Origin of the sequence: Streptomyces sp. NPDC059909, assembly GCF_042730885.1 — a bacterium.
GTDB lineage: Bacteria > Actinomycetota > Actinomycetes > Streptomycetales > Streptomycetaceae > Streptomyces.
In genome coordinates this window covers 83,738-107,051 of the sequence record NZ_JBHWKX010000009.1, presented here as the reverse complement: position 1 = coordinate 107,051, position 23,314 = coordinate 83,738, and the positions used below count along the sequence as shown (strand labels likewise).

The following is a 23,314-nucleotide window of genomic DNA, read 5'->3' as shown; positions in this document are numbered from 1 at the left end:
CGCGGTGCGGAACGGCCTCAGCTGCCCTGCGCCTGCTGGTAGACGCCGGAGGCGAACGACGTGTCGCAGACGGGCCGCGAGTAGGACTGCGCGCGCGTGGGACCGTAGTGCGCCACGGCGGCGCGCCCCAGGGCCTTGGCGATCGACATGCAGTGCCTGGCGAGCGACGGGCGCTCCTCGACCTCACGCTGGAGATGGGTGAGGGCGGTGCCCGGGTCCTTCTCCTGCAGCTCGGCGAGAAGCCTGTCGCGAAGAACCTCGTGCGGCGCGCGGGACTTGGCGCGAATCGATACATTCTCCGACGACGCGGTGAGCATCCGGGCCTCGGAGTTGCGCCCTGCCCACGGGACACTGGTGACCGCGAGAGTTCCGGAGAGCACCAGGACGACGGGCAGGACGAGGGCGAGAGTGCGGCCGATACGGCGGGCTGTGTGGGTCACGCAGGCGAGCGTAGCGCTCGGTAGTGATTTGGCGACATTTAGTCACCCTTGCGAGGGATGGTTCGAGAAGATTTTTCGAATCAGGTGTTGACGCACAGATTCGAAATGACCGAAATGCCGGGGTATTTGTCGACATACGGAAACGGCCCCCTCGCCGGAGCGAGGGGGCCGTCCGTTGTCCGTGAGCCCGACGTCAGTCGCTGAGGCGCTCGCCGGTCGAGGTCGAGAAGACGTGCGTCTCACCCGGCCGCGGCACGACGTGCAGCTCGGCGCCCTTCTCCGGCACGGAGCGGCCGTTCACGCGGACCACCAGGTCCTTCTTCTCGCCGCCGACCTCGGCCGTGCCGTACACGTAACCGTCCGCGCCGAGCTCCTCGACGACGTTCACGGTCACGGCCAGACCGGCCGGAGCGTCCTCGCTGTGCTTCGACAGCGACCCGGCGGCGCCGCCGTTCAGCTCGACGACGTCGAAGTGCTCGGGCCGGACGCCGACCGTCACGGTCCGGTCGCCCCTGTCCGCGGCGGCGGACAGCGCCTCGCGCGAGACCGGCACGACACTGTTGCCGAACTTCACACCACCGTCGGTGATCGGCACCTCGACCAGGTTCATGGCGGGGGAGCCGATGAAGCCCGCGACGAAGAGGTTCGCCGGATGGTCGTACATGTTCCGCGGCGAGTCGATCTGCTGCAGCAGACCGTCCTTCAGCACGGCGACCCGGTCGCCCATCGTCATGGCCTCGACCTGGTCGTGCGTGACGTACACGGTGGTGATGCCGAGACGACGCTGCAGCGACGCGATCTGCGTACGCGTCGAGACACGGAGCTTCGCGTCGAGGTTCGACAGCGGCTCGTCCATGAGGAACACCTGCGGCTCCCGCACGATGGCCCGACCCATCGCGACGCGCTGCCGCTGACCACCGGAGAGCGCCTTCGGCTTGCGGTCCAGGTACTCGGTCAGGTCGAGGATCTTCGCCGCCTCCTCGACCTTCTGCCGGATGGTGGCCTTGTTGACGCCGGCGATCTTGAGCGCGAAGCCCATGTTGTCGGCGACGGTCATGTGCGGGTACAGCGCGTAGTTCTGGAACACCATGGCGATGTCCCGGTCCTTCGGCGGGAGGTGGGTGACATCGCGGTCACCGATGCGGATGGATCCGCCGTTGACGTCCTCGAGGCCCGCGAGCATGCGCAGGGAGGTGGACTTTCCGCAGCCGGAGGGGCCGACCAGGACGAGGAACTCGCCGTCCTCGATCTCGATGTCGAGCCCGTCGACGGCGGGCTTCGTGGAGCCCGGGTAGATCCGGGTCGCCTTGTCGAACGTGACAGTGGCCATGGGTGATGAATCCCTTCACCGGCAGGAACGTGCCGGACGATCCGAGTAAAGGAAGGATGGGTCTAGTCCACCGGAGTGAACTTCGGGTGACGGTACCTCGCGATTACGGATCTGTCAGTAAGGCAGAGCACCGGATTTTTGACCTGCGCCCACGAAGGACGCTTCCTGCTTCATGGCCCGCTGCCAACGGGAGGCGGGTTACGCACCAATCCCGGCGGACTCACACAAGCTCCACAGGCGTCACGACCGACGGCCCGTCGGTCCGTACTGCAACAACTATCGGGGCAGATCGCGCGCCCGGATCAAGGGTGGCGGCGTCGGTCCCGCAGGCAGCGCTTCCACCACCAGCCGGTACAGCCGGAGCCCTTCCTCACGGAGATTGACCGCCGCATTCGCATCCCGGTCGTGCAGGGTGCCGCACTCCGCGCACGTCCACGCCCGGACGGACAGCCCTTTATTGCCACCATCCGCACGGCAGACCGAGCAGCGTCCGTCCGTGATCAGCTTGGGCAGCGGTTCGATGACCTCCTCCACCAGAACCGACACGAAGTACCGGCCGGCCCGGTCCCGGGTGATCGTCAGCTTCACCGGGACCACTCCGGGTGGCAGGGGCCGCGACCATCGCACGGACAACGGCTCCGTCTGCTTGGCCAGCGTCAGCAGCCCGGTGCCCGGCCGGTCCGCGTCCTCGCCCCAGCGAAAGCCCATCCCGGCCCGCACGTACGTCGCCGAGTCCTTGGCCAGGTGCTTCCGCTTCCGCTTCGGATACTTCCTGGCCCCCTTGAAGAAGCCCTGGAAAGCCGCGTCCAAATGCCGGAGCGACTGCTGCAGCACCGTCGACGACACTTCAGTCAGCCAAGAGGTCTCCTCGGCCCGACGCCAGCCGGTCAGTGCGCGGCACGTCTCCGCGTACCCCACCGAGACCCGATACTGCTCCCAACCGTTCCGTCGCAGCTCAAGCCCCTGGTTGTACACCCATCGGCACGCCCCGAAGGTCTTCTCCAGTTGCTCGGCCTGGCTACGTGACGGATAGAAACGATAGCTATATGTCCGCTCCCCGCGCCCCGGCTGGCTTGTCCCGGCGCTTCACGGGCTTTCCCGGCTTCAGGCGCTGCGAGGGTATGCCGAGCAGGTCCTCCTTGAGCTGCGCTGCCTGTGCGCCGGTCACCCGCTCCGCCATGGTTCCTCCCCGCGAGACGATCATCGGAACAGCACGTCAGTGCTTTCAACGAACAGACGGGCGGGAGGTCACGAATCTCGTGGTCTGGGGCATTGGCGGATGTGTAAAGTGAGGGGGCTTTCGCGCGCGGCCTCGAAGCGTGCGATGCCGCCTTAGCTCAGTTGGTAGAGCGCCCCACTTGTAATGGGAAGGTCGTCGGTTCGATTCCGACAGGCGGCTCCAGCGAAACCGTGTCCCGGATCACTCTGATCCGGGACACTTGCGTTTTGCGGGGGTATGGCGGGGCGTTCCTGGGGAGGGGTGCGTCGGATGAGTCGGCGTTCCGGTGGGCTGATCGGGACCTGGGCGGAGGCCCAGCGGCAGCAGCAGCGGCAGCATGAGGCGCAGCAGTGGGCGGTGGTGCGCCAGCAGCGGGAGCAGGAGAGGCAGCAGCGGGCGTACGAGCGGGATATGGCCCGGATGCATCGGGAGCAGCAGGCGGCGTATCGGCGGCAGCGGGAGGCCGATGTCCAGCGGCGCACGGGGGAGCTGGATGCCCGGGTGGCGGAGCTGGAGACGCTTCTGGCGGCGGGGTGCCGGGCGCCGGCGTTCGGTGTGGCGACGCTGCGGCGGGCGGAGGAGGTGGAGCCGTTCGCGCCGGGTGCGCTGGGGCAGCCGGTGGTGATGCCGGATCCGGCGCGGTATCAGCCGCAGGGTGGGTGGACGCCTGCTGGGCGTGCGCAGACGCAGCGGGAGGCGCAGGCCCGGTTCGAGCAGGACTGGTATGCGGCGCAGGCGGCGGAGGCCCGGCGGCAGCAGGATCTTGCAGCGTACCGGCAGCAGTACGACGTGTGGGCGGCGGCTCGGCTGGCGGAGATCCGGGAGCACAACGCCGGCATCGCCGAGATGGCCGAGGCGCTGCGGGCCGGCGAGCCGGACACGGTGGTGGAGTTCTTCTCGGCGGCGCTGTACGCGTCGACGGCTTGGCCGGAGGGTTTTCCGAGGCAGGTGTCGGCTGCGTACGACCGGGTGGCGCGGCAGTTGGTGCTGGACTGGGAGCTGCCGGGGTACGACGTGGTGCCGCAGGCGAAGGGCGTGCGTTATCTGGTCGGTACGGATCAGGAGAAGGAGATCGTTCGGCCGGTGGCTCAGCGGCGGGCGCTGTACCGGGATGTGTTGGCGCAGTCCGTGTTGCTGGCGTTGCGGGAGCTGTTCGCGGCGGATGAGTGCGGTGTGCTGCATTCGGTGGTGCTGAACGGCTTCACCGATGATCACGATCCGGCGACCGGTCGGCCGGCGAGGATCTTTCTGGCCACGGTAATGGTCGAGCAGTCGGTGTTCGGCGAGCTGAATCTGGGGCTGGTCGGTGCGGTGGACTGTCTGACGGACGGGTTGCGCGGTCAGTTGTCGGCGCGTCCGGATCAGCGGGTGGCGGTGCGGCCGGGGCGGGTTCCGGAGCAGGTGGGTTCCGGGGTGGTGTCGCACGGTGGCGGGGATGAGCCGGATCTGCTGGTGATGGATCCGGTGGAGTTCGAGGGTTTGGTCGCTGACCTGTTTCGTGCTCGGGGTATGCAGGCGGTCACGACGCAGCGATCCAATGACGGTGGTGTGGATGTCGATGCTGTGGATCCGGATCCGATCAGCGGCGGGAAGATCATCGTTCAGGTGAAGCGGTACCGGCATACGGTGCCGCCGAGCGCGGTGCGCGACCTGTTCGGAACGGTCCAGGGGGCGGGCGCCAACAAGGGTGTTCTCGTGACGACGTCGGGTTTCGGCCCGGGCTCGTACGCCTTCGCCAATGGCAAGCCGCTGACGCTCATAGCAGGAACCGAGCTGGTTGATCTGCTGCACCGGCATGGGTTGCGGGGGCGGCTGGGGGACGGGAGCTCCGCGTCTGTGCCGCAGGCAGCGGGGGACGACCCGCTCGACGATTTCAATGTGCTGGGCATGAACTGGTCGGGGGACGTGGCGTTGGACGTGTGCGCGCTGGTGTGTCAGGGCAGTCGTGTGCTCGCAGACGATTACTTCGTTTTCTTCAACAACGAGCGCACACCGGATGGTTCGGTTCGGATGATGCGCTCCTTCGCCGGGGATCGTGCTGCGGTCCGGGTCGGGTTCGATGCTCTGCCGGAGCGGGCCGATCGGCTTGTGCTGGTGGCGGCTGTGGATCCGGAGGTGAATCCGGACGCTGATCTCGCCGGGTTCACGGATGCGGGTGTCCGGCTGCGTGATGCCTCGGGTGCGGAGCTGGATCGGTTGGTGGTGTCGGACGGGCGGCCGGGTGAGACGGCGCTGGTGCTGGGTTCGTTCCGGCGGCGGGCCGGTGGTGACTGGGAGTTCGTTCTGGGCGGCAAGGGCTATACAGGTGGGCTGGAGGCGTTGGTGGGGGACTTCGGTATCGAGGTGGAGTAGCGGTTACGGCTACGTCAGCTCGGCCGGTGAGGTGTCCGTGCCATGACGCCCTGGCCCCGGCAGGGGGTGTGCGGGCCGAGTTTGTGCGGGTCGATGCTCAGGACGCCGGCCAGCTCCGGGGCGAGTTCCCATTGGCGGTATTCCCACTCGTCCTCGTCGTCGCCGGTTTCCGACCGGCAGGCCTCTTCGTAGGGGAGCGGGGCGCCGATGGTCAGGGCGGCGTCGTCGGGTTCGCCGGTGTGGACGGCGCGGCGCAGGATGTGGCCGTTTTCGGCGATCAGCCAGGCCGAGCCGTCGTTCTGGGCGCCGTAGTAGTAGGCCTGTGCCTGGCCGAAGCGGGTGCTGAGCTGTTCGCAGAGGGCGGGCATGTCGGCTTCGACGGGGTCGCACCAGGCACCGACGACGAGGGTCCAGCCGTTGAGTTCGGGGGTGACGTAGACCCGTTCGTACGCCGGGCCGTCGTGGGCGTCGTCGTCCACGATCTGTACGGCGTCGGTGAAGGGGACCGGCTGCGGGTCGGTCAGGTCCATCGCGTCGAGGACGGCTTGCTGGTCGCCGGTGGGGAGGGCGAGCCAGTGGAGCCAGCAGGCGGTGATGGGGCCGGGGGTGTCGGTCATGGTGGTCAGTGGCGTCCGGAGATCTTGTCGGCCAGTGCGGCCATGCGGTCCGTTTCGGCGCTGTGGGCGGTGAGTTCGCGGCGGTCGGCGGCGCGGTAGGCGGCGTAGAGGGTGTGGACGCCGAGCCAGCGGAAGGGCTCGGGTTCCCATTTGCGGACCTTGTGGTTGACCCAGGGGAGGGTGGTGAGGTCGGTGGGGCCTGACTGGCCCGAGTCCTGCTGGATGAGGTCGCGGAGGGTGCGGGCGGCGAGGTTGGTGGTGGCGACGCCGGAGCCGACGTAGCCGCCGGCCCAGCCGAGGCCGGTGGAGCGGTCGAGGGTGACGGTGGCGCACCAGTCTCGGGGGACGCCGAGGACGCCGGACCAGGCGTGGTCGATGCCGACGCCTGCGAGTTGTGGGAAGAGGCGGGTCAGGACGGAGCGCAGGGCGTCGATGGTGGCGGGCTGGGTGCGTCCGTCGTTGTCGGTGCGGGAGCCGTAGCGGTAGGGGACGCCGCGGCCGCCGATGGCGATGCGGTTGTCGGCGGTGCGCTGGGCGTACATGTAGGCGTGGGCCATGTCGCCGAGGGTTTCGCGGCCTTCCCAGCCGATCGCGTCCCAGGCGTCCGTGGGGAGCGGCTCGGTGACGATCATGGAGGAGTTCATGGGGAGCCAGGTGCGGCGCTGGTGTGCGAGGGATGCGGTGAAGCCTTCGGTGCAGCGGAGGATGTAGGGGGCGCGGACCGTGCCGTACGGCGTCACGGCGTGCTTGGGCTTGATCTCGGTGACGGGTGTCGACTCGTGGATCGTGACGCCGAGCGCTTCGACCGCTGCCGCGAGGCCCTTGACCAGTTTGACGGGGTGCAGGCGTGCGCCGTGCGGGGTCCAGGTGGAGCCGACGGCTCCGGCGACGCGGATGCGGTGGGCGGTTTCGCGGGCGCCGTAGAGTTCGCGGTCCTTTTCGCCGAAGGCGATTTCGACGGTGTGGGAGTTCTTGAGCCGGGTGAGCTGGGCGGGGGTGTAGGCGACTTCGAGGACGCCGCCCTGGTGGATGTCGGCGTCGATGTGCTCTTCGGCGGCGATGCGGATGACCTCGGCGACGGTGTCGTTCATGGCCTGCTGGAGGCGTACGGCGGAGTCGTGGCCGTGGAGTTGGGCGTAGCGGTCGCGGCCGGCGATGCCGTTGTAGAGCCAGCCGCCGTTGCGTCCGGAGGCGCCGTATCCGCAGAACTTGGCTTCGAGGACGGTGATGTTGAGGAAGGGGACGGCCTTTTTGAGGTAGTACGCCGTCCACAGGCCGGTGTAGCCGCCGCCGACGATGCAGACGTCGGCGGACGCGTCGCCGGGCAGGGGCTCTCGGGGGGCCGGGATGCCGTCGTCCGCGTACCAGTAGGAGATGCCGCCGTTGATCGTGCTGGTCATGGGGGTGTTCGTACACCGGTGGTCGTGGAGCTGTCCAGGGCGGGGCGGGATCGGTGCGGGATCGGTGCGGGGTCGTACGATCCGGGGGTGATCGAGATCCCGGACGAGCTGGTCGCGACGCAGGTCAGGTACAACGGCGATGCGGGCAGGGCCTTCATCGAGGCGCTGCCGGGCCGGCCGAGGAGTTCGTGGAGCGGTGGGGGCTGCGGGTCGCCGGGGCGTCGATGCACGTGTCGCGTCGCTGGTGCTGCCGGTGGTCCGGGGGGACGGGACGCGCGCCGCGCTGAAGCTGCAGTTGCGGGACGGGGAGAGCGACGGTGAGTGGCTGGCGCTGAGGACCTGGGGCGGCGACGGGGTCGTGCGGCTGCTGGAGCACGACGTGCCCACCGGGACGTTGCTCCTGGAGCGGCTGGACGAGCGTCGTCACCTGTCGACGGTGGAGGACGACCGGGTGGCGGTGCGGATCCTCGCGGGGCTGTTGGCACGGCTGACGGCGGTGCCCGCGTCGGCGAGCGGGCTGCGGCGGCTGGGGGACATCGTCGAGGGGATGCTGGACCGGGTGCCGCGGGTGGTGGCCGCGCCGGCGGACGAGGAGGAGCGGCGGCTGCTGCGGGGCTGTGCGGCGGCGGTGCGGGAGGTGGCGGGGGAGACCTGGGACCGGCTGCTGCACTGGGATCTGCACTACGACAACGTCCTGGCCGCGGAGCGTGAGCCGTGGCTGGTCATCGATCCGAAGCCGCTGGTCGGTGATCCGGGGTTCGATCTGCTGCCCGCGCTCTGGAACCGTTTCGATCCGGAGGCGGTGCTGTGGCGGTTCGATCTGCTGACGGAGCGGCTGGGCCTGGACCGGGGGCGGGCGCGGGCGTGGACGCTGGGGCGGGTGCTGCAGAACGGTCTGTGGGCGGTGGCGGAGGGCGGGGGCGGGCTCGACGCGGGGCATGTGTCCATCGCTCGGAATCTGCTGGCGCGCTGAGCCGGTATGCGTGCAGGGTGCACCCATGATTCGTGCTGCCACACCTGCCGATGTCCCCGTCATCCACGCGATGGTCCGCGAGCTCGCCGAGTACGAGAGGGCCCTGCACGAGGCGAACGCCACGGAGGAACAGCTGCGTGAGGCGCTGTTCGGCGAGCGGCCGGCGGCCTTCGCGCACATCGCGGAGACGGAGGACGGCGAGGTCGCCGGGTTCGCGTTGTGGTTCCTGAACTTCTCGACGTGGCGCGGGGTGCACGGGATCTATCTGGAGGATCTGTACGTACGGCCGCAGCTGCGTGGCGGCGGGTACGGCAGGGCGCTGCTGACGGAGCTGGCGCGGATCTGTGTGGAGCGCGGTTACGAGCGCCTCGAGTGGTCCGTCCTGGACTGGAACGCTCCGTCGATCGCCTTCTACGAGTCGCTGGGCGCGCGGCCGCAGGACGAGTGGACGGTGTACCGGCTGACCGACGGGGCGCTGGCGGCGCTGGGCGGCCGGGCTGCGCCGGATGGTTCTGTGCTGGGTGGGCCTGGTCGGGGCGGAGCGGTTTCCGGGTGCGGGGCGGGCGGGGCTGTGTGACCCTGGCCGCGGGAGCGGGGGCCGGGGCGCTGACGAGGGAGATGGTCATGGACCAGCTCGGAGACAAGCCCGAAAGCATCCGCAGGCGGCTGGAGGAGGAGAAGCGGCACGCCCGGAAGGAGGAGCGGGAGCCCTCCGACCGGGGTGCCGAGTCGCGGGAGGCGTTGGCGTCCGAGGACGAGCTGGATCCGGACGAGGCGCTCGGCGATTTGGGCGACGTGTACAGGGATGAGCTGTACAGGGGTGGTCCGAGCAGCGCCTAGCGGACGCGGGGTCGCCGGGGACACCGAGGGCTGCCGGGGCTGTCGGATCGCCCGGGGCGCTGGGGCCCCGGAGGTGCCGCGTGCGCCGGGGTCGCGGTCGTCGCCGTCCCGCCGGGCCGCCCGCTAGGGGACGAGGACGACCTTGCCGATCGTGCCGCGTGTCTCCAGGGCGCGGTGGGCCGCCGCGGCCTCGGCGAGCGGGAAGCGCTGGACGGCGGGGCGCAGGCGGCCGGCCGCGGTTTCGGCGAGGGAGCGGGTCTCCAGGGCGCGCAGGCCGCCGGCCCTGTCGAGCATGGCCGGGCCGAGGACGCTCTCGGAGGTGATGCCGCGTGCGGTGAGCTCCTCGTCGGTGAAGGTGAGCGCCGAGCCTTCGCGGATGCCTTGGCTGGACCAGCCGAAGACGAGGTGCCGGCCGCCCTTGCCGAGGAGGCCGACGGCGGCGCGGCCGGTGTCTCCGCCGACGGAGTCGAAGACGACGGTGGCGCGGCGGTCGCCGAGGTGGGCGCGGACGTGCTCGGGCCAGTCGGGGAGCGTGTAGTCGACGGCGAGGTCGGCGCCGTTCGCGGTGACGCGGGCGACCTTCTCGGGGCCGCCGGCGAGGCCGATGACGGTGGCACCCGCGTTCTTGGCGTACTGGACGAGGAGGGTGCCGATGCCGCCGGCCGCCGCGGGGACGATCGCGACGGCGTCGGGCCCGAGGTCGGCGAACTGGAGGATGCCCAGCGTGGTGCGGCCGGTGCCGATCATGGCGACAGCCTCGGCCTCGTCGACGCGGGCCGGGATCTCGTGGAGCCTGCCGGCATCGGTGGTGGCCAGCTCGGCGTAGCCGCCGGGCGCCATGCCGAGGTGGGCGACGACGCGCTTGCCGAGCCAGCTCTCGTCGGTGCCTTCGCCGATGCGGTCGACGGTGCCGGCGACTTCGCGGCCGGGGATGGTGGGCAGGTCGACGGGGGTGGGGTACGGGCCCGTGTCGCCCTCGCGCAGGGCGGCGTCGAGGAGGTGCACGCCGGCGGCGGCGACGGCGATGCGGACCTGGCCGGGGCCGGGCTCGGGGTCGTCGACGGTCTCGTAGGTGAGGTTCTCGGCGGGGCCGAAGGCATGGAGGCGGATGGCGTGCATGGTGGGCTCCCTTGTGCGGTGTGCTGCCGTTGGTGAGCCCACTGTTCAACCTCAAGCAAGGTTGAGGTCAACCCTTCCGGGTCCTCCGACCCGGGCCGCCCTGAGGGCGAGGGTTGCCGCCTCGATGCCGCTGTTGAAGGACACCTCCGAGAGCAGTCCGGGTGCGGCGACCTGGTCGCCCGCGAGGAAGACGCCGTTGCCGCGGTCGATTCGGGGCCGGTCGCGCCAGGTCGTACCGGGGCGGTCGACCGCGCCCGTACGGCCCGTGGCGACGGAGTCGCGCCGCCAGGTGGTGCGTTCGCGCCAGCCGGGGAAGCCGAGGTCGAGGAGCCGTTCGGCGCGGGCGACGCCGTCGGCCTTCGACTGGTCGGGGGCGAGGGGGAACTGGCCCTGGACGAGCTGTTCGCCGGCGGGGGCGAGGGTCGGGTCCTGGGCGGTGAAGCGTTCGATCCAGCCCGGCGCGTCGAGGTCGGAGACGGCGAACACGTCGCCCTTGCGGGTGCGTACGGCCAGGTCGACCAGGGCTGTGCGGCCGCTGTCCCAGCGCAGGGTGTCGTCGTCGAGGAGGCGGCGGGCGGCGTCGAGGGAGGTCGCGACGACGACGGGACCGCCGGTCTCGGGGAGGGTGTCGACGCGGGCGGCGGTCTCGATGCGTACGCCCAGGTTCCAGGCGTGCGCGACCATCCGCTCGGCCATGCCGGACCAGCCGCCGCGCACGTAGTGCGCCTCGGGCGGGAGCTTGGCGGCGCGGCGCAGGCGTTCGTGGACGAAGGCGGCGGAGAGCGATCCGGGGTCGTGGTGGTAGAGCGCGACGGCGGCGTAGTTGGCGGCGGCGCGGGCGCCCGCCTCGCCGGCCTCGCCGGTGGCCCAGGTGAGGAAGTCGCTGTCCACGGGGGCCTGTTCGGGCCTGCGGCGCAGTAGCCGGAGCATCGCGAGGGGCGGGGTGCGGCGCAGGGTGCCGCCGCGGTGCAGGCGCAGCCGGGCGGCTTCGCGGGGCGGTAGCGGGGCGAGCGGGCCGATGAGGTCGCGCTGGGCGAGCCAGGTCCAGTGGGGGCCGCCGTTGTAGAGGGCGTGGGGGCCTTCGTTGGTGCGGTACGGGCCTTCGGACGTGCGGGCGCGGCCGCCGGCAGTGCGGTGGGACTCGTACACGGTCACCCGGGCGCCGGACTCGGCGGCGGTGATGGCCGCGGTGAGGCCGGCGAGGCCGGCGCCGATGACGGTGATGCGGGGCTGGGTCGTCATTGCGTACTCCGTTCGTCGTGTTCCGTCTGGAGACGGACGGCGGAGGCGGGTTTGTGACATCGGCGCCGGGACGCTGTCAGTGGTGTGCGTCACCATGGGGGCCATGGCGCGGAAGACCAGGAACACGCAGGTGACGGCGGCCCGGCGGCCGGAGGTGCGGCTGCCGCCGCTGCGTCCGTACGGCGACGGGGGGCTGGAGCCGGACGGGGACTACGACGGCCTGGAGCTGGCCGGGCTGGATCTGGCCGGGCAGGAAGGGACCGGGGCGCGGTTCCTGGACTGTGCGCTGCGGGAGTGCGGGCTGGACGGGACGTCGCTGGCGGGCGCGCGGTTCATCGACTCGGTGCTGACGGCCGTGCGGGGCGTGGGGACGGATCTCGCGGGGGCGTCGCTGCGGGACGTGGAGGTCGTGGACGCGCGGATGGGCGGGGTGCAGCTGCACGGCGCGGTGCTGGAGCGGGTGGTGGTGCGCGGCGGGAAGATCGACTACCTGAATCTGCGGAACGGGAAGCTGAAGGACGTGGTGTTCGAGGGCTGTGTGCTGGCCGAGCCCGACTTCGGTGGGGCGGAGCTGGTGCGGGTGGAGTTCCGCGACTGCGCGTTGCGGCGGGCGGACTTCAGCGGGGCCCGGATGACGGACGTGGACCTGCGGGGGGCGGCGGAGCTGGACATCGCGCGGGGGGTCGAGCGGCTGGCGGGGGCGGTGATCAGCGCGGCCCAACTGCTGGATCTGGCACCGGTGTTCGCGGCGCAGATCGGGGTGAGGGTGGAGGGCTGACAGTCCCCTGCGGGGGTTCTTCTGCGGGGGTTACGGGGTCCGGGGGAAGCGGGCCTGGAGGTCCCAGACGACCGGGTTGTCGGCAAGGCCGTCGTGCATGTCGGTGAGGTCGGCGATCAGATCGTGCAGGAAGTCGCGGGCCTCGCGGCGCAGCTCGGCGTGGCTGAAGGTGAGCGGGGGCTCGTCGCCGGGCATCCAGTCGGCCTCGACGTCCACCCAGCCGAAGCGGCGCTCGAAGAGCATGCGGTCGGCCGACTCGGTGAAATCGAGCTCGGCGTACTGCGGCCGGGAGGCCCGGCTCCCGCGCGGGTCCTGGTCGAGCTGCTCGACGATGTCGCACAGTGCCCACGCGAAGTCGAGCACCGGCACCCATCCCCAGGCTGTGGACACCTCGCGGTCCGCCTTGGTGTCCGCGAGATACACGTCCCCGCAGAAGAGGTCGTGCCGCAGGGCGTGGACGTCCGCGTGGCGGTAGTCGGTCTGCGGGGGGTCGGGGAAGCGGCGGGAGAGGGAGTAGCCGATGTCGAGCACGGGTCGATGGTGTCATGCGCGGACACCCGGCCCGGGGCACGGGCCTGCGGCCTGCGCATACGCGACGCGTAACCCCACGGGCGAAGGGCTCCGGCCGCCGTTCGCCTGGGCGCCGCGGGCCTTTGGGCGGGTTGCGCTGCCGGGCGCTGCGCCGCCGTGGTCGGCTGGGCGCCGCGGTGCCGGGCCCGCAGGGCGGAGGCCCGCGTCGTGGTCACGGCAGCAGCCGCTGCTCCTTCGCCACCGCCACCGCGCCCGCCCGGGTGTCGACGCCCAACTTGGCGTAGATGCGGCCCAGATGGGTCTTCACCGTCGCCTCGCTGATGAACAGCGCCCGTGCGATCTCCCGGTTGCCCAGGCCCTGGGCGAGCTGGCCCAGGATGTCCAGCTCCCGGTCCGTCAGGGCCGGGCGGGCCGCGCCCCGCATGCGGTCCATGACGCGGCTGGCGACGGGCGGGGAGAGGGTGGTGCGGCCCTGCGCCGCTGAGTGGATCGCGGCGAACAGCTCCTCCGGGCGCTCTGCCTTCAGCAGATAGCCGGTCGCACCCGCTTCGATGGCGCGGGTGATGTCCGCGTCCGTGTCGTACGTCGTCAGCACGAGGACGTGCACCTCGGGGGACGCGATCCGGCGCGTGGCCTCGGCCCCGTCGATGCCGGGCCCCAGCTGGAGGTCCATCAGCACGACGTCCGGCTTCAGCTTGGCGGCCATCGCGACCGCCTCCTCGCCGCTGCCCGCCTCGCCCACGACCTCGATGCCCGGCTCGCTGCCGAGGAGGGCGAGGAGCCCCGCGCGTACGACGGCATGGTCGTCGCAGAGCAGGATCCGTACGGTCATGGCGTCTCCAGCGGGATCGAGGCCGAGAGCACCGTGCCCTCGCCGGGCGCGGACTCGACCGTCAGGGTGCCGCCCAGCTGCCGGACCCGCGCCCGCATCGCGGGCAGGCCGTGGCCGCGGACGCCCTGGTCGCCCCTCGGGGTGTCCGTCGGTGCGAAGCCGCGGCCGTCGTCCGTGATGTCCAGCACGACCTGGTCGTCGAGGTAGGTCAGCGTCAGGGCGGCGGAGGTGGCTTCGGCGTGCTCCCGGACGTTGGCCAGGGCGCCCTGGGCGATCCGCAGCAGCGCCGACTGCACCCGGTCGGGCAGCGGGACCGGTGTGCCGTCGACCTGGAAGCCCGCTGATTCGCGTGCGGCGAGAGCGCGCAGCGCCTGCTCCAGGCCGCCGCCCTCCGCCAGATCGGCCGGCGCCAGGTCGTGGACGAAACGGCGGGCCTCGGCGAGGCTGCGCTCCGCGATCGACTCCGCCGTACGGACGTGGCGGCGCGCGGTCGCCGGATCCGCGTCCCAGGTGCGGTCCGCGGCCTGGAGCAGCATCTGCTGGCTGGACAGGCTCTGCGCCAGGGTGTCGTGGATCTCCATGGACAGCCGCTGGCGCTCGGCGAGGGTGCCCTCGCGGCGCTCGGTGGCGGCGAGTTCGCGGCGGGTCCTGATCAGGTCGTCGATCAGCGCGCGCTGGCGGGCGGCGAGGCGTTCCGCCTGGACGAAGACCGCGGTCGCGATCGCCGCGACGGCAGGCGGTGCGATCACCAGGTTCGGGTCGAAGCCGCCGTGCGCGAGTTTGAGCTGCGCGGCCACGACGAAGGCCGTGAGCAGCGCGACCAGGACGAGCGCGGCACGCGGCGGGAGCGTGCGCAGGCCGGTGTAGAAGAGCGGCACCGCGCACCAGGCGAAGCTGGGCGCGAGGAGCACGAGCACCATCCACACGGCGACGACCGTGCCGAGCCAGGCCAGCCGGCGGGGTGTGGCGCGGGAGCCGAGCACCGGGCCGAGTACGTACAGGGCGGCGAGCGCGGCCGACAGGCCGATGATCCACGGGGAGCGGCCCTCCCAGGGGTGGCGCAGCAGATAGCGCACGAGCGAGGCGCCGAGGAGGAGGAAGAACGCGGCGTGCATGACGGGGGCGAGCCGGCGGGCGTCGGGGTCATGGTCCGGGCCGCGACCGGGATCGTGGTCGAGGCCACCATCCGGGCCGTTCAGGCCGCGGCCGAGGTCGTCCAGGCCGCGGGCCCTCGGATCGCGAGCCTCGGGGCCGCGGGCGAAGGGCTCCTGCTCGTACCGCCGCTCCACCGTCCACCACTCCTCGCTGACCTGCACGGATATCCCCATGGTGACGCGGCGGGGCCATGGGCGCATCAACCGATCGGCTGACACCCCCGTCCTCCATCATGCGCGCCGGAGGCATCCGCTCCGCGGACCGTACGGGGCCGGTGGCGGCCCGAGGATCGACGGCAGAGCGAGTCACCGCCGAGTCACCGCCGGATCCCGGCGCCTATCGAGGAGTTCCCCCATGAAGAAGATGTCGCTGCGTGCCCGTGTCCTGACGGGCGCCGTCGCCGCTGCCGCGCTGGGTGCCGGCACCTTCGGCGCGGTTTCCGCGAACGCCTCCGCCCCTGCCGCCGCCGTGCCCACCACGGTCGCGGCCGACACCGCGAACCGCGATCTGCACCAGACCACCCACCTGACCGCCGAGGCGGCGGTCGAGGCGGCCCGGGCCGCGCTGCAGGCGGCGCAGGACGAGAACCAGCGAGTGACGGTCGCCGTCGTCGACCGCAACGGCAACACCATCGTCACCCTCCGCGGCGACGGCGCCGGACCGCAGTCGTACGAGTCGGCGCAGCGCAAGGCGTTCACCGCGGTCTCCTGGAACGCGCCCACGTCCGAGCTGGCCAAGCGGCTCCAGCAGGCTCCGAACCTGAAGGACATCCCGGGCACGCTGTTCCTCGCGGGCGGCGCCCCGGTGCAGGTGAAGGGCGCGCCCGTCGCGGGCATCGGTGTCGCGGGTGCTCCGAGCGGTGACCTCGACGAGAAGTACGCGCAGGCGGGCGTTGCCGCGCTCGGCAAGTAGCCGGAACGCGCGAGAACGAGCACGAGCCGGAGCACGTGGCAACGAGCGTGAGCAGGGGCGGGCCGGTACCGGGACCGGTGTCGGCCGCCCCTGCTGTCTCGTATGTCTCGTAGATCACCTCGGCCCCGCCCAGGAACCGGACATTCCGTGCATAGGATCATCACGTGGACCAGCGATCCCTCCGCCGCGCCCTGGCGCCCGCCGCAGCCCTCCTGATGCTCCTCGCGGGTGCGGGCTGCACGGCCGACGCCGTCAAGGGAGTCCAGGGCACCCCGGGGGCCGCCGGTCTGCGCGACCCGTACTTCCCCAAGCTCGGCAACGGCGGCTACGACGTACGGCACTACGCCCTCACGCTCGACTACGAACCCAAGACGGGCAGGCTCACCGGCACCGCCGAGATCACCGCCAGAGCCACCCAGGACCTCAGCGCCTTCAACCTCGACCTCCACGGGCTGACCGTCCGCAGCGCGACCGTCGACGGCGCCCCCGCCGCCGTCAACCGCGCCGGCGACGAGCTGACGCTGCGCCCGCGCGACGACCTCCGCAAGGGCAGCACCTTCCGCACCGTCGTCCGCTACTCTGGCTCCCCGCGCACCGTCACCGACGCCGACCGCTCCGAGGAGGGCTGGCTGCGGACCGCGGACGGCGCGCTCGCGCTCGGCGAGCCGACGGGCTCGATGGCCTGGTTCCCCGGCAACCACCACCCCAGCGACAAGGCGACGTACGACATCACCGTCACCGTCCCCAAGGGCGTCACCGCCGTCTCCAACGGAGAGCTGCGCTCCCAGCGGCCCTCCGCCGACGGGAGGCGCACCACCTTCTCGTGGCACGCCGGGCAGCCGATGGCGAGTTACGTCGCAACCGTCGCCATCGGCGCGTACCGCATCGAGACGGCCGACCCGGCGGACGGCCGGGGCGTGCCCGTCCACACGGCCGCCGACACGACCGTCGCCGCGCGCAGCAAGGAGCTGCTGGCCCGGATCCCCGAGTTCATGGAGTGGGCGACGGACTACTTCGGCCCCTACCCCTTCGCCTCGACCGGCGCGATCGTCGAGCGCGCCGGGGACGTCGGTTACGCGCTGGAGACCCAGAACCGGCCCGTCTTCCCGGAGACCTCCTTCAACGCCCCCACCCTCGTCCACGAGCTCGCCCACCAGTGGTACGGCGACTCCGTCACGCCGAAGACCTGGCAGGACATGTGGCTCAACGAGGGCTTCGCGACGTACGCGGAGTGGCTGTACCTCGAGGACTTCGAGGACATCCCCGTCGAGGAGAGCTTCGAGCGGGCCTTCGGCACGGAGGCGAACTGGGCCTTCCCGCCCGCCGAGCCGCCGAGCGCGAAGGACATCTCCGAGCCGCCGGTGTACTACCGGGGCGCGATGGTCCTCCACAAGATCCGCCAGGCCGTCGGCGACGACACGTTCTTCGCCCTCATCGAGGGCTGGGCACAGACGCACCGTCACGGCAACGCCTCCACGGACGACTTCATCACCTACGTCGAGGAGGAGTCGGGTGAGGACCTCACCGAACTGTGGGACGTCTGGCTGTACGGCGAGGACAAGCCCGCGAAGCCCTAGGGGGCGTCCGGGAGCCGAGCCCGGAGCCGGGCCCGGAGCCGGGCCCTGGAGCAGGGACGGGCCTCAGAGCAGCGGCTTGCGCATCACGATGCAGGGACGCCCGGCCTGCGCGTCCCTGCGGCGGTCGATCTCCTCGTACCCGAGCGCCGTCCAGAAGGCGAGCGCCTTCGGATTGTTCTCCAGCACGGCCAGCCGCACGGCCGCCCGCCCCGCGGCCCGGAAGCGCTCCTCGACCAGCCCCGCCAACTGCCGCCCGTGCCCGGCCCCCTGGTGCCGGGCGTGCACCATCAGCAGGCCGATCCAGGGATCGGGGTCCGCCGGGTCCGGGTGGTGTGCCAGCGTCACCGCGATGCCGACCAGCCGCCCCTCCGAGCGGGCCAGCAGCACCTGCGCCGAAGGCTGGGCCAGTTCGTCGGCGAGCGCCGCCGCGACCTGTTCGGGCCGGATGTCGTCCGGGTCCGGGAAGTCCCCGCTGAGCTGCTGGAACGCACGGTTCGACGCATAGAGCGCGGTGAGCTCGGTGAGCAGGGGCCCGGGCAGGGCGCCCGCCTCCTTCGGTACCAGCGTTTCGAGGATCACACCTCGCAGGCTAGGCCCTGGCCGGCGGATCCTGCCGGGCTCGCGTGGCCTCGGCCGGCCTTTCGCGCTCTCGCGTACGGATACGACGAAGGCCCCGGCCGGGACGGCGGCCGGGGCCCTCGGTCCGCACGGAGGACCTCCGTCAGACGTTCACACCGAAGTCCTGGGCGATGCCGACCAGGCCCGAGGCGTAACCCTGGCCGACGGCGCGGAACTTCCACTCCGCACCGTTGCGGTACAGCTCGCCGAAGACCATCGCGGTCTCGGTGGCCGCGTCCTCGCTCAGGTCGTAGCGGGCGATCTCGGCGCCGCCGGCCTGGTTGACGATGCGGATGTACGCGTTGCGCACCTGGCCGAAGTTCTGGGAGCGGTTCTCGGCCTCGTAGATGGAGACCGGGAAGACGATCTTGTCGACGTCGGCCGGCAGACCCGCCAGGTTGACGTTGATCTGCTCGTCGTCGCCGCCGCCCTCACCCGTGCGGTTGTCACCCGTGTGGACGATGGTCTGGTCCGGCGTGGACTTGTTGTTGAAGAACACGAAGTGGCCGTCGGAGACGACCTTGCCACCGGGGTTGACCGCGATCGCCGATGCGTCGAGGTCGAAGTCGGTGCCGGTGGTGGTACGGACGTCCCAGCCGAGGCCCACCGTGACGGCGGTCAGGCCCGGTGCCTCCTTGGTGAGCGAGACGTTGCCGCCCTTGGACAGGCTTACAGCCATGGGGAGGTCCCTTTCCTGGTCGAGGTGCAGTCACCCTCCTTAACGCGGACAGGGGACCGTCGGGTTCCCCGAGATGCCCGGGTTCCCCAGGATGCCCCGAAAAGAAGGTGACGGGAGTCGTGCGCGGACGCGACCATGGGACACATGTCCGGGCCCTACCTGATCCGCGGCTCCGTCTCCCTCCCGGAGGCCGAGCTCATGTGGCGTTTCTCGCGCTCGTCGGGCCCAGGCGGCCAGCACGTCAACACGAGCGACTCGCAGGTGGAGCTCCGCTTCGACCTCGCGGCGACGGAGGCGCTGCCCGCGGTCTGGAAGGCCCGCGCGCTGGAGCGCCTCGCGTCCCGGCTCGTCGGGGGCGTGATCTCCGTACGGGCGTCCGAGCACCGCTCCCAGTGGCGCAACCGCGAAGCGGCGGCGGTCCGCCTGGCGGCACTCCTGGCGGAAGCGACGGCCCCGCCGCCTCGCCCGCGCCGCCCCACGAAGATCCCACGGGGCATCAACGAGCGGCGTCTGCGCGAGAAGAAGCAACGGGCGCAGACCAAACGCGGCCGCAGCGGCCGCGATTGGTGAACGCGGGGGCTTCGCCCCCGAACCTCCACGGCCTGTGGTACGGGCAGACCTCCGACCGAATCGGCGCCCGGCGCCGGGGGTCGTGCCCACCCCTGCTGTCTGCGGAACAGCTGCCCGCAACGGTGAGGCTCCGTCAGCCCAAGTGCCGGTACCGGCCCCGGAAGTACATCAGCGGGCTGCCGTCCCCGCTCGGCAGCCCCACCTCCAGCACGCGCCCGATCACCAGCGTGTGGTCCCCCGCCTCCACCCGCTCCTGCGTGGTGCACTCCAGGACCGCCAGCGCGCCCCCCACCAGCGGCGCCCCGCACACCTCGCCGCGCGTGTAGGCGATGTCCTCGAAGAGGAGCCGGTCGCTGATCCGCCCCTTCATCGCGAACCGGCCCGCGATGTGCCGCTGGCTCTCGGAGAGCACGGAGACGCCCCACAGCGGCTGCTCGGCCAGCAGGTCGTCCATCCGTGAGCCGTTGCGCAGGCTCACGAGCACCAGCGGCGGGTCGAGCGACACCGACATGAAGGCCGTCGCGGTCATGCCGACGTCGTCGCCGCGCGGGCCGTCGTCGCTCAGCTCGGGCTCGTGCGCCGTCACCAGCACCACGCCCGCCGCCAGGCGGGACATGGCGGCACGGAACTCGTCGTTGCTCACCCCCTCAGGATGGGGGATGGCCTCGGTGCGGGGAGCGGGAGTCGTGTGAAGCACAACCGGAACGCTAACCTCGTCCCGGCCACCGCCACATCGGGCGAGAGGACCACGCAAGGACCGGCGCAAGGTCCTAGGACTCCGGTCCGAAGACGGCCCCGACCCCGACCCCGATCCCGGCCCTGTCCGGATTTGCGTTCAAGAAGCCGACGGAACCGTGCCGAGTCCCTCCCCTGACCCTTCATCACCTGATGTGACTTGAGTCACAGAGTCCGGTATTTGTTGACCCTGTGTACCGAGTGGGCAGCGCGCTGTGATTCAGTGGCAGGGACAGTGCACCACGAGGATCGATGAGAAGCCTGGAGTCACGTTAGCTGTCGAGGTCTCGGGGAGAGCGAGCAATGGAGACCGAGTCGGAGCCGTACGTCCGTCTTGCGACCCTGCGGCAGCTGCATCAGGTCGTGACCGACCTCAACACGGCCCGTAGCCTGGCAGACACGCTGCAGACCGTCGCCGACGGCATCGTCGCGGGTCTCGGTTACGAGCTGGCCTGCGTCAATCTCGTGCGCCCCGACGGGGATCTCGTCGTCGCCGCCTTCGCCGGGAACACCGCGGCCGAGGCCCTGATCACCGGCCGCGTCGGCTCCCGCACCTCCTGGGAGCGGCGACTGAGCATGGGCGAGGCCTGGGGCGAGCTCCGCTTCATTCCGCACACCGAGGGCTGGGTGCTGCTGGAGGACGACGTTCCGCAGTGGTACACCGAGGGGCCCGAGCCCCGCTTCGAGGACGAGTGGCACCCCCAGGACCGGCTCTACGCGCCCATGTACGCATCGGGCGGCGGACGCGAGCTCCTCGGCGTGATCTCGGTCGACAAGCCCCGTAACGGCCGCCGGCCGGGCGCCTGGGGCCAGGAGGCCCTCCAGATGTACGCGTCGCAGTCCGCGATTGCGATCAGTAACGCCAGGCTCCGAGCAAACATGCAGCGCGCGCTGGTCCGCCTGGAGCGCGAGCAGCAGGCCCTGCGCGCCAGCGAGGAGTCGTTCCGGCAGGCCTTCGAGTACGCGCCGAGCGGCATGGCCATCGCCGAGATGGGCGGCGACCAGCACGGCCGGCTGCTGCGCACCAACGACGCCCTGTGCCGCCTCCTCGGCCGGCCCGCCTCCGCGATGCGCCGCTATTCCTTCGCCGACCTCGTCCACCCCGAGGACATCGGCACGCTCCTGCGCACGTCCGCCGAGGGCGGCCGGGCCGAGCTGCGTCTGGGCCGCCGCGACGGGACGTACGTCTGGGTCTCGCTGCGGAACTCCGTGGTCGCGGACACCGCCGACGGGCCGCGTTTCCTGCTGACGCACGTCGAGGACATCGAGGAGCGCAAGCGCCACGAGCTGCAGCTCGCGCACCGGGCCAGCCATGACTCGCTGACCGGTCTGCCCAACAGCGCGGAGCTGCGCGCCCGCCTCAGCGCCCGGATCTGCGAGCGGCCGCAGCTGTCGGCGCAGGCGAGCGCGGTGGAGGCGCTGGACGCGGCGTACTCCGCGCACCCCGCGCACTCCGTGCGCCCCGGACTTCCCGTGTACGACAACGGCGGCAGCGACGACCAGGGCCCCAGGCCCGAGCGTTTCGACTTCGACCCGCCCGTGCCCGGCGGCCCCTTCGATCACCATGTGCACGCCATCGCGCCGGCCAGCGAGCACGACGACGGCACCAAGGGGCTCGCGGTCCTCTTCTGCGACCTGGACGGCTTCAAGTCGATCAACGACCGGTTCGGGCACAACACCGGCGACGCCGTCCTCATCGAGGTCGCGCGCCGGCTCACGACGGGCGTCCGCGACGGGGACACCGTCGCCCGGCTCGGAGGTGACGAATTCGTCGTCCTCGCCGACGGGCTCGGGGCTGCGGACGCCGCCGACCTCGCCGTACGTCTGCGGAACGCGATCATTCCGCCGATCCGCGTGGACGGGCGGGCCGTCCGGGTCGGGGCGAGCTTCGGGATCGGCTGGGCGGTCTGCGGTATGTCCGTAGAAGAGGTACTTCAATCCGCTGACCAGCGGATGTACATCGAGAAGCGGTCCCGGTCGAAGGTGCACCGGCGGGCCGGATAGCCTCCGCCGGGGAACCGGACGGATGGCAAGGAACGTCCTTGGATTTGCTCGAACGGGGTAGGCTCGGCCGGTCGGCGACGGCTGGCGAGCATGGATAGGAGTGACCAGGGATGACGGCCGGGAACAACGGCGCGAGCACGCCCGAGAACGACGATCCGTTCGGCTACCTCTACGCGGACGGGCAGCAGGCGGGCGCCACACCTCCCCGCCAGGGCGGCTACGGCTACCCGGGTCCGGCCGCGGCGCAGCCCGGTGTGCCCAGGACGTCGTACAACCAGGTCAGAACGGTCGGCGAGCGCCAGTACGGGCAGGTCCCGCAGCAGCAGGCCTACGGCCAGCAGCAGGCCCAGCAGCAGTACGCGCACCAGCCGTCCCCCCAGTACGCGGCCCCCGAAACCTACCCCGGTGGTGCCCCCACCCGGCAGGTGCCCGTGACGGGCCACGGCGGAGGCCGGGGACGCGGGCCCAACACCAAGGGGCTGCTCATCGGCGCCGTGGCGGTCGTCGCGGTGGTCGTGATCGGTATCACCGCGGCGCTCATGAACGGCGGCGACGACGAGACCCCGCCGGCGTCCCAGAGCAGCGGCGCCCCCGCGGACCAGGTGAAGCCCAGCGGGGAACCGACCAAGGGCGGCAAGGACGACAAGCCCGTCGAGCTGCCGAAGCAGGACGCCGCGACGCTGCAGCTGGGCGCGCCCGCGGCGCTGGCCAAGGACGTCAAGGGCGCGAAGGGCGCGGACGGCGCGTACGTCACGTTCAACGGCGCGGGCGGCTCGGCCAGCTGGTCGGTGGACATCCCGGCCGACGGCGCGTACACGCTGTTCATCACGTACAGCGTGCCGGGCAAGGACGCGAAGACCTCGCTCACGATCAACGGCGGCCAGCTCCGAGCGATCAACATGTCGAACTTCGCGCAGGCCAAGAAAGGCGACTGGGAAAAGGGCTGGACCCGCACCTACGCCTACGTCGACCTGAAGAAGGGCTCGAACACGCTGAAGATCTCGTGCGAGCAGGGGGACCAGTGCGACGCCTTCCTCGACCAGGTGTGGCTGGAGTCTGGTCAGGCCAAGAGCTGACCGGACCACCGAGGCCCCGGCCGGGCACATCGCCGCCCCAGGCTGTCCTGGGGAGGCGGCGCATAGTGCCAGTGGAATGGCCGAACGGCAGGTCAGATGGGCTGAAGTCGGGATGGTTGGTGTCTTCTGATCAGCTCATGGGCCGAACCCCGATTGACAGCGGCGTTCACCTTTCCGGCAAGCCTGTTCAATCACTGGAGCCGAGGAATCCGGCGCCACCCGACATGTCAGCCGGGCCACCGGCGTGCCCGCAATCAGCCTGAACAACCGAAACGGCCCGCCGCAGAGGACGACGGACCGTCACGAAAGATCGAG

Annotated in this window: 23 protein-coding genes, 1 tRNA gene and 1 pseudogene; 11 read left to right on the top strand and 14 right to left on the bottom strand. The window is 71.3% G+C overall.

What is annotated here, in order from left to right; translation table 11 throughout:
- Positions 1-17: 17 nt before the first annotated feature.
- The 4 genes from ACFV9O_RS09575 to ACFV9O_RS09560 form a co-directional block, all read right to left on the bottom strand.
- Complete coding sequence (locus tag ACFV9O_RS09575) at positions 18-440, bottom strand: hypothetical protein (RefSeq protein WP_385414579.1); 423 nt, start codon at positions 438-440, stop codon at positions 18-20.
- Positions 441-633: 193 nt separating this feature from the next.
- The gene (locus ACFV9O_RS09570) at positions 634-1,770 is read right to left on the bottom strand and encodes an ABC transporter ATP-binding protein (RefSeq protein ID WP_385414576.1); all 1,137 of its coding nucleotides are present in this window, start codon (positions 1,768-1,770) and stop codon (positions 634-636) included.
- A 276-nt stretch (positions 1,771-2,046) separates the two neighbouring features.
- Entirely contained in the window at positions 2,047-2,775 is a 729-nt protein-coding gene (locus tag ACFV9O_RS09565; protein WP_385414676.1) for an RNA-guided endonuclease InsQ/TnpB family protein, read from the bottom strand.
- A gap of 37 nt (positions 2,776-2,812) precedes the next feature.
- Positions 2,813-2,950, bottom strand: a complete 138-nt coding sequence (locus ACFV9O_RS09560; protein ID WP_385414573.1) for a hypothetical protein — start codon at positions 2,948-2,950, stop codon at positions 2,813-2,815.
- A gap of 146 nt (positions 2,951-3,096) precedes the next feature.
- On the opposite strand from ACFV9O_RS09560, the gene ACFV9O_RS09555 reads away from it, so the two are divergent.
- Together ACFV9O_RS09555 and ACFV9O_RS09550 are read left to right on the top strand one after the other, a co-directional pair.
- Positions 3,097-3,172: transfer RNA gene (locus ACFV9O_RS09555), tRNA-Thr, on the top strand.
- An 87-nt stretch (positions 3,173-3,259) separates the two neighbouring features.
- Positions 3,260-5,341: a restriction endonuclease gene (locus ACFV9O_RS09550; protein WP_385414570.1), complete on the top strand. Its 2,082-nt coding sequence runs from the start codon at positions 3,260-3,262 to the stop codon at positions 5,339-5,341.
- A gap of 14 nt (positions 5,342-5,355) precedes the next feature.
- On the opposite strand, the gene ACFV9O_RS09545 is transcribed toward ACFV9O_RS09550, so the two are convergent.
- Positions 5,356-5,958 carry a hypothetical protein gene (locus ACFV9O_RS09545; RefSeq protein WP_385414567.1) on the bottom strand — a complete coding sequence of 201 codons (603 nt, stop codon included), beginning with the start codon at positions 5,956-5,958 and terminating at the stop codon, positions 5,356-5,358.
- Between the two features lie 5 nt (positions 5,959-5,963).
- A complete protein-coding gene (locus ACFV9O_RS09540; protein WP_385414565.1) occupies positions 5,964-7,358 on the bottom strand; it encodes an NAD(P)/FAD-dependent oxidoreductase in 1,395 nt (464 codons plus the stop codon).
- 87 nt (positions 7,359-7,445) lie between these two features.
- Between ACFV9O_RS09540 and ACFV9O_RS09535 the strand changes: the two are divergent.
- The 3 genes and pseudogenes from ACFV9O_RS09535 (at position 7,446) to ACFV9O_RS09525 (ending at position 9,171) form a co-directional block, all read left to right on the top strand.
- A pseudogene (locus tag ACFV9O_RS09535) lies at positions 7,446-8,331 on the top strand (aminoglycoside phosphotransferase family protein).
- 25 nt (positions 8,332-8,356) lie between these two features.
- Entirely contained in the window at positions 8,357-8,908 is a 552-nt protein-coding gene (locus tag ACFV9O_RS09530; protein ID WP_385414562.1) for a GNAT family N-acetyltransferase, read from the top strand.
- A 47-nt stretch (positions 8,909-8,955) separates the two neighbouring features.
- Complete coding sequence (locus tag ACFV9O_RS09525) at positions 8,956-9,171, top strand: hypothetical protein (RefSeq protein WP_385414559.1); 216 nt, start codon at positions 8,956-8,958, stop codon at positions 9,169-9,171.
- Between the two features lie 123 nt (positions 9,172-9,294).
- Here ACFV9O_RS09525 and ACFV9O_RS09520 read toward each other — a convergent pair whose 3' ends face one another.
- Positions 9,295-10,290, bottom strand: a complete 996-nt coding sequence (locus ACFV9O_RS09520; RefSeq protein WP_385414556.1) for a zinc-binding dehydrogenase — start codon at positions 10,288-10,290, stop codon at positions 9,295-9,297.
- A gap of 51 nt (positions 10,291-10,341) precedes the next feature.
- Complete coding sequence (locus ACFV9O_RS09515; protein WP_385414553.1) at positions 10,342-11,532, bottom strand: NAD(P)-binding protein; 1,191 nt, start codon at positions 11,530-11,532, stop codon at positions 10,342-10,344.
- A gap of 94 nt (positions 11,533-11,626) precedes the next feature.
- Here ACFV9O_RS09515 and ACFV9O_RS09510 point away from each other — a divergent pair, with 94 nt between their 5' ends.
- Positions 11,627-12,310, top strand: coding sequence for a pentapeptide repeat-containing protein (locus tag ACFV9O_RS09510; protein WP_385414674.1), 684 nt, complete (start codon positions 11,627-11,629; stop codon positions 12,308-12,310).
- 30 nt (positions 12,311-12,340) lie between these two features.
- Here ACFV9O_RS09510 and ACFV9O_RS09505 read toward each other — a convergent pair whose 3' ends face one another.
- The 3 genes from ACFV9O_RS09505 to ACFV9O_RS09495 form a co-directional block, all read right to left on the bottom strand.
- Positions 12,341-12,841 (bottom strand): hypothetical protein, encoded by a 501-nt coding sequence (locus ACFV9O_RS09505; RefSeq protein ID WP_385414550.1) that lies wholly within the window; start codon positions 12,839-12,841, stop codon positions 12,341-12,343.
- A 211-nt stretch (positions 12,842-13,052) separates the two neighbouring features.
- Positions 13,053-13,673, bottom strand: a complete 621-nt coding sequence (locus ACFV9O_RS09500) for a response regulator (protein WP_385414547.1) — start codon at positions 13,671-13,673, stop codon at positions 13,053-13,055.
- On the bottom strand, positions 13,670-14,788 hold the full coding sequence (locus ACFV9O_RS09495; protein ID WP_385414671.1) for a sensor histidine kinase: 1,119 nt from the start codon (positions 14,786-14,788) through the stop codon (positions 13,670-13,672). Before ACFV9O_RS09495 ends, ACFV9O_RS09500 begins: the two co-directional genes overlap by 4 nt.
- Before the next feature lie 394 nt (positions 14,789-15,182).
- On the opposite strand from ACFV9O_RS09495, the gene ACFV9O_RS09490 reads away from it, so the two are divergent.
- Both ACFV9O_RS09490 and ACFV9O_RS09485 read left to right on the top strand, forming a co-directional pair.
- Entirely contained in the window at positions 15,183-15,740 is a 558-nt protein-coding gene (locus ACFV9O_RS09490; protein WP_385414544.1) for a heme-binding protein, read from the top strand.
- 164 nt (positions 15,741-15,904) lie between these two features.
- The gene (locus ACFV9O_RS09485) at positions 15,905-17,317 is read left to right on the top strand and encodes a M1 family metallopeptidase (protein WP_385414541.1); all 1,413 of its coding nucleotides are present in this window, start codon (positions 15,905-15,907) and stop codon (positions 17,315-17,317) included.
- A 63-nt stretch (positions 17,318-17,380) separates the two neighbouring features.
- Here the strand turns inward: ACFV9O_RS09485 and ACFV9O_RS09480 are convergent, their stop codons facing one another.
- Together ACFV9O_RS09480 and ACFV9O_RS09475 are read right to left on the bottom strand one after the other, a co-directional pair.
- Positions 17,381-17,896 (bottom strand): GNAT family N-acetyltransferase, encoded by a 516-nt coding sequence (locus tag ACFV9O_RS09480; protein ID WP_385414538.1) that lies wholly within the window; start codon positions 17,894-17,896, stop codon positions 17,381-17,383.
- 142 nt (positions 17,897-18,038) lie between these two features.
- Positions 18,039-18,614, bottom strand: a complete 576-nt coding sequence (locus ACFV9O_RS09475) for a TerD family protein (RefSeq protein WP_385414535.1) — start codon at positions 18,612-18,614, stop codon at positions 18,039-18,041.
- Between the two features lie 135 nt (positions 18,615-18,749).
- Here ACFV9O_RS09475 and arfB point away from each other — a divergent pair, with 135 nt between their 5' ends.
- Entirely contained in the window at positions 18,750-19,184 is a 435-nt protein-coding gene (gene arfB / locus ACFV9O_RS09470; protein WP_385414532.1) for an alternative ribosome rescue aminoacyl-tRNA hydrolase ArfB, read from the top strand.
- Positions 19,185-19,317: 133 nt separating this feature from the next.
- Here arfB and ACFV9O_RS09465 read toward each other — a convergent pair whose 3' ends face one another.
- Positions 19,318-19,881 (bottom strand): flavin reductase family protein, encoded by a 564-nt coding sequence (locus ACFV9O_RS09465; RefSeq protein WP_385414529.1) that lies wholly within the window; start codon positions 19,879-19,881, stop codon positions 19,318-19,320.
- Positions 19,882-20,222: 341 nt separating this feature from the next.
- On the opposite strand from ACFV9O_RS09465, the gene cdgB reads away from it, so the two are divergent.
- The gene (gene cdgB, locus ACFV9O_RS09460) at positions 20,223-21,923 is read left to right on the top strand and encodes a diguanylate cyclase CdgB (protein WP_385414526.1); all 1,701 of its coding nucleotides are present in this window, start codon (positions 20,223-20,225) and stop codon (positions 21,921-21,923) included.
- A 110-nt stretch (positions 21,924-22,033) separates the two neighbouring features.
- Positions 22,034-22,999 carry a carbohydrate-binding protein gene (locus ACFV9O_RS09455; protein WP_385414524.1) on the top strand — a complete coding sequence of 322 codons (966 nt, stop codon included), beginning with the start codon at positions 22,034-22,036 and terminating at the stop codon, positions 22,997-22,999.
- Positions 23,000-23,314: the final 315 nt, after the last annotated feature.

Coding starts and splice junctions, on each gene's coding strand:
- ACFV9O_RS09570 (WP_385414576.1), bottom strand. CDS start 1,770: ATGGCCACTGTCACGTTCGACAAGGCGACCCGGATCTACCCGGGCTCC.
- ACFV9O_RS09560 (WP_385414573.1), bottom strand. CDS start 2,950: ATGGCGGAGCGGGTGACCGGCGCACAGGCAGCGCAGCTCAAGGAGGAC.
- ACFV9O_RS09550 (WP_385414570.1), top strand. CDS start 3,260: ATGAGTCGGCGTTCCGGTGGGCTGATCGGGACCTGGGCGGAGGCCCAG.
- ACFV9O_RS09545 (WP_385414567.1), bottom strand. CDS start 5,958: ATGACCGACACCCCCGGCCCCATCACCGCCTGCTGGCTCCACTGGCTC.
- ACFV9O_RS09540 (WP_385414565.1), bottom strand. CDS start 7,358: ATGACCAGCACGATCAACGGCGGCATCTCCTACTGGTACGCGGACGAC.
- ACFV9O_RS09530 (WP_385414562.1), top strand. CDS start 8,357: ATGATTCGTGCTGCCACACCTGCCGATGTCCCCGTCATCCACGCGATG.
- ACFV9O_RS09525 (WP_385414559.1), top strand. CDS start 8,956: ATGGACCAGCTCGGAGACAAGCCCGAAAGCATCCGCAGGCGGCTGGAG.
- ACFV9O_RS09520 (WP_385414556.1), bottom strand. CDS start 10,290: ATGCACGCCATCCGCCTCCATGCCTTCGGCCCCGCCGAGAACCTCACC.
- ACFV9O_RS09515 (WP_385414553.1), bottom strand. CDS start 11,532: ATGACGACCCAGCCCCGCATCACCGTCATCGGCGCCGGCCTCGCCGGC.
- ACFV9O_RS09510 (WP_385414674.1), top strand. CDS start 11,627: ATGGGGGCCATGGCGCGGAAGACCAGGAACACGCAGGTGACGGCGGCC.
- ACFV9O_RS09500 (WP_385414547.1), bottom strand. CDS start 13,673: ATGACCGTACGGATCCTGCTCTGCGACGACCATGCCGTCGTACGCGCG.
- ACFV9O_RS09495 (WP_385414671.1), bottom strand. CDS start 14,788: ATGCACGCCGCGTTCTTCCTCCTCCTCGGCGCCTCGCTCGTGCGCTAT.
- ACFV9O_RS09490 (WP_385414544.1), top strand. CDS start 15,183: ATGAAGAAGATGTCGCTGCGTGCCCGTGTCCTGACGGGCGCCGTCGCC.
- ACFV9O_RS09475 (WP_385414535.1), bottom strand. CDS start 18,614: ATGGCTGTAAGCCTGTCCAAGGGCGGCAACGTCTCGCTCACCAAGGAG.
- arfB (WP_385414532.1), top strand. CDS start 18,750: ATGGGACACATGTCCGGGCCCTACCTGATCCGCGGCTCCGTCTCCCTC.
- cdgB (WP_385414526.1), top strand. CDS start 20,223: ATGGAGACCGAGTCGGAGCCGTACGTCCGTCTTGCGACCCTGCGGCAG.
- ACFV9O_RS09455 (WP_385414524.1), top strand. CDS start 22,034: ATGACGGCCGGGAACAACGGCGCGAGCACGCCCGAGAACGACGATCCG.